Source organism: Okeania sp. SIO2F5 (assembly GCF_010692685.1).
GTDB classification, from domain to species: domain Bacteria; phylum Cyanobacteriota; class Cyanobacteriia; order Cyanobacteriales; family Microcoleaceae; genus Okeania; species Okeania hirsuta.
Genome location: NZ_JAAHGU010000017.1, coordinates 71992 through 84731, shown reverse-complemented (window position 1 = coordinate 84731; position 12740 = coordinate 71992). Strand labels below are relative to the sequence as shown.

At 35.7% G+C, this 12740-nt stretch carries 8 protein-coding genes; 6 read left to right on the top strand and 2 right to left on the bottom strand.

All coding sequences use genetic code 11. The annotated features are described in order from the left end of the window. From F6K27_RS09660 to F6K27_RS09645, 4 genes are all read left to right on the top strand, one after another. The coding region (locus F6K27_RS09660; protein WP_287300860.1) for an ABC transporter permease at positions 1-994 on the top strand (994 nt) is incomplete at its 5' end. A 466-nt stretch (positions 995-1460) separates the two neighbouring features. Continuing rightward, positions 1461-3101: a mechanosensitive ion channel family protein gene (locus F6K27_RS09655; RefSeq protein ID WP_287275543.1), complete on the top strand. Its 1641-nt coding sequence runs from the start codon at positions 1461-1463 to the stop codon at positions 3099-3101. Between the two features lie 424 nt (positions 3102-3525). Next, positions 3526-4449, top strand: a complete 924-nt coding sequence (locus F6K27_RS09650) for a class I SAM-dependent methyltransferase (RefSeq protein ID WP_287275545.1) — start codon at positions 3526-3528, stop codon at positions 4447-4449. Between the two features lie 493 nt (positions 4450-4942). Continuing rightward, positions 4943-5131 (top strand): hypothetical protein, encoded by a 189-nt coding sequence (locus tag F6K27_RS09645; protein WP_124145263.1) that lies wholly within the window; start codon positions 4943-4945, stop codon positions 5129-5131. A 505-nt stretch (positions 5132-5636) separates the two neighbouring features. On the opposite strand, the gene F6K27_RS09640 is transcribed toward F6K27_RS09645, so the two are convergent. Together F6K27_RS09640 and F6K27_RS09635 are read right to left on the bottom strand one after the other, a co-directional pair. Further along, the gene (locus tag F6K27_RS09640; RefSeq protein WP_287284155.1) at positions 5637-5759 is read right to left on the bottom strand and encodes a hypothetical protein; all 123 of its coding nucleotides are present in this window, start codon (positions 5757-5759) and stop codon (positions 5637-5639) included. Between the two features lie 80 nt (positions 5760-5839). After that, complete coding sequence (locus tag F6K27_RS09635; RefSeq protein WP_287279101.1) at positions 5840-10792, bottom strand: CHAT domain-containing protein; 4953 nt, start codon at positions 10790-10792, stop codon at positions 5840-5842. 550 nt (positions 10793-11342) lie between these two features. Here F6K27_RS09635 and coaE point away from each other — a divergent pair. Beyond that, entirely contained in the window at positions 11343-11975 is a 633-nt protein-coding gene (gene coaE / locus F6K27_RS09630) for a dephospho-CoA kinase (protein WP_124145265.1), read from the top strand. 120 nt (positions 11976-12095) lie between these two features. Further along, entirely contained in the window at positions 12096-12260 is a 165-nt protein-coding gene (locus tag F6K27_RS09625) for a hypothetical protein (RefSeq protein WP_161564553.1), read from the top strand. Positions 12261-12740: the final 480 nt, after the last annotated feature.

Sequence of the window (12740 nt, the reverse complement as noted above, 5' to 3'; positions counted from 1 at the left end):
GGTAGTAATTGCTGCTGACTTTATTGCTCCATACGACCCCTACACATCTCAACCCAATGGTTCCCTACTACCACCTACTCAAATTTACTGGCACAACCAAGCAGGTGAGTTTATTGGACTCCACGTTTATCCCACAACTCAAGGACCAGTAGATTTAGAAACTGGACTCCGCGAGTTAAACGTAGACTTGAATAAACCATCTCTTCTCGGTTTATTTGTCAAAGGAACACCCTATAAACTCTTGGGTATTTTGCCTTTGGATCGACATTTATTCGGAACCACAGGTGAAGGGAAATTTAACTTATTAGGTACTGACGAACAAGCGCGAGACCAATTTAGCCGTTTACTTTTTGGCGGTAGGATTAGTTTATTTATTGGTTTAGTGGGAATTACAATCTATTTTCCCTTAGGAATGATTATTGGTGGAATTTCTGGTTACTTTGGTGGTTGGATAGATAGTATTTTGATGCGTTTCGCTGAAGTATTAATGACAATCCCAGGTATTTATTTATTAGTGGCACTTGCTGCTGTATTACCTCCTGGTTTAACCAGTGCTCAAAGATTTCTCTTAATTGTGGTTATTACTTCATTTATTAGTTGGGCAGGGTTAGCTAGAGTCATTCGGGGACAAGTATTATCTATCAAAGAACGAGAGTTTGTGCAAGCGGTAAGGGCGATGGGGGCAAATTCTTTTTATATTATTGTGCGTCATGTATTACCCCAAACAGCAACTTATGTAATTATTTCGGCAACTTTAGCTATTCCTAGTTTTATTATCTCAGAATCAGTTTTAAGTTTGATTGGTTTAGGTATTCAACAACCAGACCCCTCCTGGGGAAATATGTTATCTTTGGCCACGAATGCTTCTATTTTAGTGTTACAACCTTGGTTAGTATGGCCTCCAGCATTATTAATTATTCTAACTGTATTAGCTTTTAATTTATTAGGAGATGGGTTGCGAGATGCTCTAGATCCACGAAATTTACAACGCTAATTTACCAATGGATAATTGATAATTAATAATGGATAATTACCTCTGGTTAAAACCGTGAGGGAATTGAATATAAGGAAATATCCTAGAACTTTTTTTCCCAAGAGAAAGGGTCGGCTAATAAAGCTGAATAATTAATAATTAGGGTTTGCTGAAAAAGTCTTTGAGTAGGGGTAGGAGTCAGGAGTCGTAGGGGCGATTTCCTGGGGAATGCTGCGCAAACGCGAATTGCCTGTACAGGATAAATGGGAATTTAGAGGAGGTCGTCGGAAAAATTCTCCCTTAATTTTTCTTTCCTAGTCAGCCTTTTATGCTAACTTTTTGAACCTTTTCGACCTAAAAGCTTGTACTTTTTCCAGACCTAAAAAGGCACTTATCTTTATCTGTCAATGCTTTTAGATTTAATCAGCAAGCCCTAATTATTCGGTAAAGTTGAAACTTCAAAAAAGAAGAGGAATTAATTTAGACTATGTTGACACTTTTACAAACATCAAACTCTTCAGCTATATACTCACTCCCTTGGCTCGAACAGGGAGGAATTTTAGGGATTGCAATAGTTTTAGGATTCTTTTTATATCTGTTAGTATTCTCGGTTCTAAAGTCTTTCTTTCGCCGTTCAAGCAATGAAATAGGTATTTTAACTATCAACATTTTGCAAACTCCTCTACTCATACTTTTTGTACTAATTGTTTTTAAAGTATTAACTTACAGTTTAAACTTGTTAGAAAATTTACCTTTCATTCACAGATTATTAACAGCAGGAATTGTTGTTGTAACTACTTATTTAATCAATCAGTTATTTACCCAGGTAATTGCTTATTCTCTCAGCAAATATGCAGAAAAAACAGAAGCAGACTGGGATGATGTTTTAATTCCCTTAATTAAAAATACTCTGCCAATTTTAGTCTACTTGATAGGAGGTTTTTTATTCCTCCAAACATTAGGAATAGATTTAAGTGGGCTATGGGTGGCATTTGGTGGTATTACATTTGTACTCGGTTTTGCCCTGAAAGATATTTTATCTAACTTTTTTAGTGGTTTGGTATTATTAGTAGATACACCATTTAAATTTGGTGATGTTGTGGCTTTAGAAGATGGCTCAGTCGCTGTAATTAAATCTATTGGTATTAGGCTAACAACTTTATATTTAATTGAAAGTCATTGTGATTTGTTAGTGCCTAACGCTGCTTTACAAAGTCAAAAATTAATTAATTTCAGTCGCCCTAATTCTAGCTATTATTATACAATTATTGTACCAATTAGAGCAGATAGTGACCCCAATCAAGCTATCAAAATTATTGAAGAAGTAATTTTGAGTCATCCAGATACATTAGGAGATATCAAGAAAAAGTTGGTAGCTATAGAAAATTTTTACAGGGTGACAGATCAATTATTAGAAGATGAGGATAATCTCTTATCTAAAAAAGAAGCTGGTCGTCAACGTCTTATAGCAGAGGAAAAAGTTAAAGTTAAGCTAGAAGAAATTAAGCAAGCAATTACAGAGTTAGTTAGTAAAATTAAGTTTATGGAAATCCAGGGATTGGATTCGGGAGAAGTTAGAGAAATTCAAGGTTATTATTTAGATATAGTGAGAATGGTAGGGTTAGAAACAGTATCAGAAAAACAAAAAGGACAAAAGTCATTATATTTGCAAGCATCACAGAATATGGATGAAGATACTTTAATTAATTTGCTGAGAAGTTGGTATCGAAACTGGCAAGATGACCCAGATTTGATTGATATAGATAATGAAGTTTTGGAAAATGAGTGGGAAAGAAAAATAGATTTTTTAACAAAGAAAATGAACAAACTATTACAGCAAATTGTTAATGCTAATCGAAGTTTGTCAGAAACAAAATTGGATGATTATACCGAAGAATTATGGAAATGGATAGAAGAAAGATTTCAAACTTATGCTTCCTGGCAGTCTCCAAGAATTTGGATGCAAGATATGTCGGGAGTTGATGTTGGTCTTACTAATACTAATATGGCTGTGAAGTTTTTTGTTGATAATGTTAAGTTGGAACAATGTCAGCGTGGTAACCGCATCCGCAGTGAGGTTCATGGAGAAATTGTCCGGCGACTGAGACAAGCTTATTTCTATAGATAAATTGTTGTTTTTGGAGATATTTCATCAAAAGTAGATGATGCTAAGTTGGTTTAGTATTGTCTATATTAATGTAGTTTTTTTAGGGTTTCATTCTTTCCAACAATTTTCTAGTTTCGTTGTTTAATTCGCCGATCAACCTCATAAAAAATTACCATTTTTGTTGTTTTGATACCAGAGTATACTATTATGTATGATGTTAGATATGTTTCAACAATTAATAATTAATAATTATTAATTATTATAAAGAATAGGATTGACTAAAAGGATTTTTTTTCTTTTTTGTCCATGAATGGAGAGGCTTTATACCTGAATTTTTTTTCGGTAATTAATTTTGCGTACCTGCTTATCAGTTAATAGTTAATCGTTAATAGTTATTGCAGAATCAATACAACTAATTTAAACACATTTTTTTAGAGGAAAAATAATGACTGCTTCTGTCAAATCTCAGCCTAATTTAGCTACAAAATTAGTCAATGGAATTCTCTCAATTAAACCACTCGCTAATTTTGCTAAAACTCAAGCACGAAAGATGATTATTAAACGTGCAGAAAAAATTGGTGTTCCTTGGCGCAAACAAGCAAAAGAACTCTCCGAACGCAATTGGGATAGAGAATGGGAAATAGTAAATAATCCTAATTTGAGCTATCCAGAATATTACCTTACTTCATTTCATGCTTATGAAAAAGGTAATATGAGTTGGGAAGCAGCTATGGAAGAAGAAGTAGCAGCTTTAGCAGTTCATGCGAATATTTGGCCGGAAGAAGGTATTGGTGGAGATGCCAGACTTCGTAAAAGTTTTCTTGATATTCTAAAAGCAGAAATTTCTACACCAAATGATATTTTAGATTTGGGATGTGGTGCTGGTTTAAATACTTTTTCACTACAAAAAGTTTTCCCTCAAGCTAAGTTTACAGGAGTAGATTTATCCCCTTATTTTTTAGCAGTTGGTTTGTATCGTTCTCAACAGCAAAATTTAGATATTAATTGGGTTCATGCTGCTGCTGAAGCAACTGGTTTACCTGATGATTCTTTTGATTTAATTTCTATCTCTTTAGTCTGTCACGAACTACCACAAACTGCTACTAGAAAAATATTTCGCGAGGCAAGGCGGTTATTACGTCAAAATGGCAATATTGCAATTATGGATATGAACCCTAAATCAGAAGTTTATGCCACGATGAAACCTTATGTTTTTACTTTGTTGAAGAGTACGGAACCTTATCTGGATGAATATTTCACTTTAGATATTGAAAAAGAATTGATAGATGCTGGTTTTATGACTCCCAAAATAATTTGTAATACTCATCGTCATCGCACAATTATATCATGTCCAGTAGAACAATTATAATAGGGCTTCGTAGTGGGGCTTTAGCTCTTACAATACTTGTATTAGGGCTAAAGTTAAACTACAAACAAACACAAATTTTATTATAACTAAATTATTCGATAGTGTAGCTCCCTCGGAGGGGGCACATAATATTATTTCTAGGGTGAAATAATCGTTGAGATTTTAATTTTTTAATTCAGCTTTGCTGATTAACTTTAAAAACATTTACCCGACGTTGCGCTGACGCGACAACGCGAGATTCCCTAACATCACTGATAAAGCCTTTCTGCTTCTAACGCACCTGCCTTCGTTGTACCTCGATCAACATTGTATATAGTGGGCAGTTTGGTTATTTTTAGGATATTATCGCTATAATTAGTTTTGTTGCGTCAATATTCTCAACATTACAAAGTTTAAATTTATTTAATGAAATATTGAGATTAATGACCGGAGGGATTGATTAATTTAATAAGTAGGTTAATGTTAAATTAGCAAACAATTTGAATCAAAAAAAATGATTGAGAAAGAAAAAAATCTCCCACGAAATACTTTGAATAACGTAACTGAAAAACAACAAATTAACAATAACTTAACACCTCTGGTAGCTGTGCCTGACGATCGGAGACTAACAAGAGCAGACCCTTTTGAAACTATGAGAGGGTGGAATTATGGTATTCCTGGATGGTATGTAGAACGGTATTGAATAGCGATCGCAACAGAGCAAAGTTGAACTTTCTATTTTTTCTTATGAAACTGTTGGATCGATAAATTGTTTCCCTATTTTCCTTCTTTCCTTGTTCCTTAAATTGTTTCCCTATTTTTCCTGGCGTTGCTGAGTGGTAATGATTTTGAGATTAACTTTGGGCGCAAAACATCAGTTTTTCAATTTTACCTTCAGCTCATAGACATCTCCAAGAATCAAAAATCAATATCTATATCCCAAAGAAATTATCAATTCTTTCCCCTCTAGGGAGGGGTTAGGGGTGGGTTCCCTACAGCAAAGCTCCCTACTCCCTACTCCCTATGGTTGGAGTAGATGTCTAATTAGGGCTTGCTGATTAAATCTAAAAGCATTGATATATAAAGACAAGTGCCTTTTTGAGATCGAAAAAAGTGCCTGGTTTTCAGCTCTTCATGCTCAAAAAGTTAGTATTTTAGGCAAAAGTTGGGCAGAGAAATCATTCTGACAATTCTTACTCCTACCTACTCTAAATTCCCCGTTCCTCCTGTCTCCTGTCTCCTGTCTCCTGTCTCCTGTCTCCTGTCTCCTGTCTCCTGTCTCCTGTCTCCTGTCTCCTGTCTCCTGTCTCCTGTCTCCTACCCTCACCCATAAGACTTTTTCAGCAAACCCTAATTATCATTACATTTAAGCAACGCCTTTTTCCTTCTTTCTTCTTCCCTCTTCCTTCTTTTACCATGGCGAACCAATCATCGTAAATGCTGCCCAATAATAAGGATGAGATAAATCCCTTCTACCTCCTCTAGCTAACTCCCGTGGTAGAGGTAGATGTTTATTACCATTTCGGAGTATATGACCATCTTGTAAATGCAACTCTCCCCGTAACATTGCTAACTGGGCCTGTCGTAATGCTGCTGCTTTAATTGGTCTGTTAGATAAACTCTGATAAAACTCAGTCATTAAAGCTAATGTACCAGTATCACTAACGTACCAAAGACTTGCCAAAGCAGACTTGACTCCCGCTTGCACTGCTAACCCAGCAAAACCTAACTCAGCCTCTTCATCTCCGACTGCAGTAGTACAAGCACTCAAAACTAATAACTCTACCTGTGCATTATACAAACGTAACTGGCGTAATTCATTTAAGCGTAACTTAGTATCCCAGAATTGAATATAAGAATTGTCAGCACCCCCTGGATGAAATTCTCCATGAGTAGCTAAATGAATAATTTTGAATTTTTCTTTGCTACTTTGCTGCTTTAAATTTTCGAGAGTAAATCCTTGATTCAAAAAAGATTTACCAGGCCAAAGATTATTCACGATGCTTTTAAGTTCTACAGGTACTGCTGGCAGAGGAGTTTGCTCGGTATTACCAGGAAATTCAGATGCTCCCATTGCTAAAACTTGAGAACCATTTAATCCAACATACGTTGTATCAGTTAAAGTAAAACTAGGAATTAATCCCAAACTATATTTTTCGACCAGGAATTGTTGACCATCGTGTAGAGCGGCGATGGGAATAGTTCGCAAACCGCTATCCATCGAAAAAATGATCGTATTAATATTATGATTTGCCAATTCTTCAGCAATTGGTGCAATTAACCATTGATGTAATTTTTGGGCATTTGGTAAATAATTATGAGAATTTAATTGACTGGGAGTCCTAATCTGATTTGTGAATTTTTTGGCAACTTCAATTACTTCATCTCTTGTTTGCCCACTACTTCTAACAATAGGTCTACCGTTTGGCAAAAACAATTGCAGTTCTAAATTATTGGGTTGTGCAGATACATATACAATTGCTGGTCTAATACCAATTTTTTCAACGCTACTGAGAGTATTTCGGATATTTGCTGCTGTGACAGTTTTTTTAGTAATATTTTTTCCTAAATAACCAGCGAATTCTCTGCCTCTGTTTAACTCTATTTGCGATAGGGTATCAGTTAAACTAATTTGATTGTAATTATCGTTGCGAGAAATTTCGGAAGCAGTGGTTGTTATACTTTCTTCTACGACTATAGTTGGAGTTGGTTTCTGAGAGGACTTACCTTGGACGGGATTTTCTATAGCAACAGTTTGCTCTAAAACTGATGTAATTGAACTGGAATTAGTATCTTCTACAAGAATATTTGTCTCCACATTTTCGACAACAAGTTGAGAGTTATTCGGTTGGTCAAATTCTAATGTAGTTTGATTTTGATTTTGATTTTCCACAACTAATGGGATAATTTGTTCTTCTGAACTACTCATTGAGGATGCAATATTTTCTGTAGGGGCCGCCGTAGGTTCAGAATTATCTAAAATTGGTGAGTTTGATTCGGGGTTTTGAGATACTATCTGTATATCTTGAGCTGTGTTTGAGGGTTCCTCGTTATCTACTTCAGAGGGAATTTGAGTTTGCGACTCCTCTATATTTTTTGGCTTTTCAACTAATTCTGCTTGAGTTTCGGTAACGATCGTAGTTTGATTTCCCTCATAATTACTAGATTCTGTTGATTCTGGTTGAGTGACATTTTGAGGAGTTGATTCTTCTGAGTGAGGTTGATTTTCTTGACTTTCTGATTCCGTTGTGGTTTCACTAGAGTCAAAATTTTGTGGTTGAGAGTTTTCTACTTCTTTGAGTTCAAAACTACTAGTTAGAGAGCGATCGGGTGAAATTGTTAATTTTCCATCTGTTATTGCTCCTACAGAACCATTAATTGTAGCATCTCCGACGATAAAAGGTGTATTTCCGGTGCTAATAGCAATATTTCCCCCCACTATCTCTCCTGCGGTAGAAATACTAGCAATATTCTGATTTTTGTCTAAAAAAGTACCTGTTATCCTGAGAGTATCACCTGTAGTAATTTCGACATTGCCTCCACTATTTCCCCCTTCTGCTTGTATAGATATGACCTCAATACCGTTTTCCGCATTCAGTTGAACTTCTCCTGCATTTCCTAGTGTAGCGCTAGAATTTATTCTACCTATAGTTATGCGATCGCCTGCTTGTAGATTGATATTTCCTCCTGCTGTTGTTCCTGTGGTGGTTAATTTTCCTGTTTCGATAGAACCACTACTGGTAATATCAATATTACCAATACTGTTATCTGATGTATTTGCCGTCACATCTCCAGTCTTAACATTGCCTTGAATGCTGGTAATAGTAATACCTGTGGATGTGGAAATATTGCCAGTGGAAATGTCACTACTAGCATTTATAGTAATTTGAGCATTATCTACCCCAGTTATTGTACCTGTACCTGTAATTTTTTCTGCTTGAATAGTTGTGGGATCATTGAATACAAATGGAGTTGTATTGCTGTTTTCTGTAGAAGCAATAGTAATATTGCCAGAGTTTTCCGATTTTCCGATAGTAACAGACTCAAAACCATTTGCCAAAGTTGCTAAATCTCCTGTTGTCAGGTGTAGGGGCAAATTGCCGTCTGTCCCTTCTATATTTTCAAATCCTCCCAGAGTAATATTTTGATTTTCTGATGCTGGTTGTAAGATGAGTTTCCCATTGCTACTGACACTGTTTTCTCCACCTAAAAGGTTGATTTCATCTCCAGTAATAGTAATGTTGCCAGTTTCTCGACTACCGCTTGATGTTGATATTCCTCGCAAGTTGAGAGTATTTCCAGCTCTAAGATCAATATTTCCACCACTTTGCGTACCTTCAGCATGAATGCTTTCTGTATCAATATCAGTAGCAGCATTCATAGTGATATTTCCACCCCTAGAGTCTCCACTCGCATCAATTTCTCCAGTCGTAATATTTCCCTGTGCCGTAATATTAATCTCTCCACCATTGCTTTCTACTGTCATATTTGAATTGGCAGTAGATAAGTTATTAGTCATCACAAAACCTTGACTACTGGTAATATTAAGTTCTCCTCCTTCTGTATTAATATTTCCAGTATTTATCGTCGTGCCAGAAATATTAACTGCTGCTCCTTGAGTATTGATAGTATTTTCTGAATGTATTGTCAAAGACCCTAAACCATTTTCGTCACTATCTGCGACAAATGAGATTTCACCTTTTGTCTGAGCAAAACTTAATTGAGTTTCAGATAAATTGTTGACAGTAATATTATCAGACGCTTGAAAAGTAATATTTGTACTATCTGATATGCTTTCTATTGATGATTTTGATATCTGAGATCCTGCTGCCGTTTCCCCTTTTAAAGGATTATCTGCTGCCTCAATATTTGCATCTACAATATTAATATTTTCAGCCTTAAATGATAAACTGCCCAACACATCTGGAGAACCTAAATTAACAGTACCATCAAAAATTAAATTTCCTTGACTAGAAACCTCTACTAGATTTTTACTGGAGTTTTGTTCTGGCGATATAGACTGTTCTTCAATCCGACCAATAGCTTCTATTTTGCCAAAAAAGCTAGTTTCTTCATCACTCCAAATAACTATATTTCCACCCTCATCCCTAAAAGAGGTAGCAAATATTTCTGTATTTTCATCTACATAAGTACGAGTAGCACGAGGAACTGTTCCTAAACCTTGAGAATCTCCACCAATTCTAATATTGCCACTACCATAAATACCAGAAGCATTCAGTTTGGCATTAAATAATCCTACTTTTTCTCCAAAAATATTGATTCTACTTGTATTTGCCAATTCCGAATTTTCTGCCAAAGAAATATCAAGAGAACCAGATACAATCGTTGTACCTAAATCTGTAGGAATTACTTGATTAGAACCTGTCAAAACTACTTCATTGTTATCATTAACTCTAACTCCGGTAGCCATTTCCATCACTTCACTATTACCTGTTAAAAGTTCTGGTATAGATAAGGGATTTAAACTGTGTAATTCTTCTGGTAAATCATTAGAACTTTCTCTATCCTCTGTCGCTATTTCTAAATTTAATAAACGTCCTTCTTGACTAATACGGACTAAATTTTCTCCAAGAACTGTGGAGATCGTAATTTCACCACCTGGGGCAGAAATTTTACCTGTATTAATAATTGTGCCTCCCAATAAAGTGACACTTTCTCCTGCTTCAACAGTTAGCTCACCTTCATTTAAAATTACTCCAGGATTCGTCATTGGGAAAGAAAAAGCACTGGGATTTCCTGTTAAAATATCGTAATTATTTTCACCTATGCTATTGAACCAACCAGAGTCAAAACCAATACCTGAACCAGTAGTTACGACAAAAGATGCAGGGACATCCAATCTAGCATTTGCACCAAAAATTATACCCGCAGAATTCATCATCAGTAAGTTAGAATTGCCCCCTGTTACCTGAATTAGACCATTAATTACAGAAGCATCTCCACCAGTTACACGAGTTAGAATATTTTTGATATTTGGGTTAGATATAAAATTAACAATTTGGTTTTCTCCCAAATTAAATCTCTCAAAGCTATGGAAAAGATTAGTATTATCTTGTGATTGCTTCCCACCTGTAATATCAAAGCGAGTTGTGGAAGAATCTGGGGATGGTGTTACCGGAGTTACTACTGTATTAGTTGAATTTGCTTCGGTAACTATTGATGGAGTAGATGTTTGAGCTGATGCGATTTTAGCGGAAAAAATTTTCCATGAAATCATTCCTAATCTACCATTATTTTCGTTGTCATGGAATGGTAGGAGGGCAGCAGTATCCAATACCCAAAGTCCAGTTAGGGGAACAACTATGAGAATCTGGTAAATTTTATAGATGGGTGCATAGTTCATTGGTTTGTGATTTTTTATCGCTTATCATATAACTACTCTTTCGTCAATATTTTTTGTCCTTTAATTAATGAGCTACATCTATAGCAGGAAATAGGGAACAGCGGTACGACCCCGCGTCGGCGACAGAGGCCAGCGGTCGATCTTCGGAGCTTCCCGTAGGGTGGGATGGCGAGGAGACTTCGCCATATCCAATCGACCAAGAGAGGGAACAGTGGGAAAAACATTGCTTAGTCTAAGATTCATCATCAGCATAAGTCCTAACCACTCTGGCTATTGTAATAACATAAAATAAAATAAATATTATAGAGAAAATTTCTGTTTGAGCTATTTCCATTTCTACTGTAATCTAAAATTTTCATAACTTGCTTGTAACTTTTCAGAAAGATAAAAGTCAGGGTTGCTCGCGCCTGTTTTCTACACCTACAACTACCAGCAAAGGAACTAGCGACGATAATAAATGGTATAAATTAAGCTAAACTACTGAAAGTTAGGCTCTGCCTCAAAATAATTAACTTTTGGCTATTTATTTTTGACTTTTGACTTTTTGATGATGCGTCTCATTGGTTTAACTGGGGGTATTGGTACAGGAAAGACGACTGTATCAAATTATCTGAACAAAACTTACCATCTCCCAATTTGGGACGCAGATATTTATGCTCGCAAAGCCGTACAACCAGGTTCATTGATTTTAGATAGTATAATAGAAAACTATGGCACTGATATATTGTTACCTAATGGTAATCTTAATAGGCAAAAATTAGGAGAGATTGTTTTTAATAATCAAGAGGAGTTACTTTGGTTAGAGAAACAAATTCATCCTTATGTACGCGATTGCTTCGAGCAGAATATTCAGCAGTTTGTCAAAAAAAATAATGAACCTGGGTATCAGACCTCCGATCAATACCCCACAGCAGTATTAGTAATACCGTTGCTGTTTGAGGCCAAAATGACTGATTTAGTAACAGAAATTTGGGTTACATACACTTCACCTCAACAACAAATAGAAAGATTGATGAAACGGGATGGGTTAAGTCAAGAACAAACTTACACTCGAATTAATCATCAAATGCCTCTAGAAAATAAGTGTCAACAAGCAGATGTAGTTTTGGATAACTCCTCAACCTTAGAAATCTTGTTGAAGCAAGTAGACTCAGCGATCGCTCATCCCTCATCACCTAAATAATTGACCATCTGGCCGCAATTTTCCTGGAATAGGTAAAGAAACTGAATTATATCCTGAAAAGACTATATAAATTCCGTATTTAGTAGTAGAAACTCCTTGTATGAACAATAGATAACTCCTATGAGTCTCTACCTATTTATTGATATTTCCATCGTAATTTCGACTATCTTATCCCGTAATATCTGTAGCTGGCAACTAAATTACTCAACCTCAAATACCCAAAAATCTTTTGCTCAAGTTAGAGTGTACTGTGATGAACGAGGTAGTGGACGTGGCGAAGCATAGTGTATTGGTCGCAATAGGTAAACCTTTGTGTACTTTCATATCCACAGCACCAGATATATAAGTTTTCCAGCATCCTGACTTCTGCTGTATCAACTACTTTCTTATTTTCTAGTTATACCAAATCCGGTAATTGCTAGTATACTGATTATGGTTTTCAACAATTAACAATATTTTGAAAAGCGTGTAGTGCTTATTCATGGCGGGTCTGTAGACGCGGAGTAAACATTCGCTATCATCTATCATACACTTGATATAGCAGAAGGAAGAAGAAAGAAGGAAAAGTTTTGCGTTATCTGAGTTTTAAGCTTTTGATATTTCTGCACCCTTTCCTTTGATAGCTATAACTGTTAACGTAGTTCCTCCAAAGAAGGCTAACTCTTAATCTATTTAAAAGTTATTCACCAGACATCATATAATTAATGCCACAATAGTCAAGGTCTTAAAACAGTCCTTTGCTATAAATTATATGCTTGGTTTTTT

What these genes read in the sequence shown, in the direction of transcription:
- F6K27_RS09625 (WP_161564553.1), top strand. Translation starts at nt 12,096, where the DNA reads ATGAGTCTCTACCTATTTATTGATATTTCCATCGTAATTTCGACTATC.
- F6K27_RS09645 (WP_124145263.1), top strand. Translation starts at nt 4,943, where the DNA reads ATGATTGAGAAAGAAAAAAATCTCCCACGAAATACTTTGAATAACGTA.
- F6K27_RS09655 (WP_287275543.1), top strand. Translation starts at nt 1,461, where the DNA reads ATGTTGACACTTTTACAAACATCAAACTCTTCAGCTATATACTCACTC.
- F6K27_RS09650 (WP_287275545.1), top strand. Translation starts at nt 3,526, where the DNA reads ATGACTGCTTCTGTCAAATCTCAGCCTAATTTAGCTACAAAATTAGTC.
- coaE (WP_124145265.1), top strand. Translation starts at nt 11,343, where the DNA reads ATGCGTCTCATTGGTTTAACTGGGGGTATTGGTACAGGAAAGACGACT.
- F6K27_RS09640 (WP_287284155.1), bottom strand. Translation starts at nt 5,759, where the DNA reads ATGGGTGAGGGTAGGAGACAGGAGACAGGAGACAGGAGACAGGAGACA.
- F6K27_RS09635 (WP_287279101.1), bottom strand. Translation starts at nt 10,792, where the DNA reads ATGAACTATGCACCCATCTATAAAATTTACCAGATTCTCATAGTTGTT.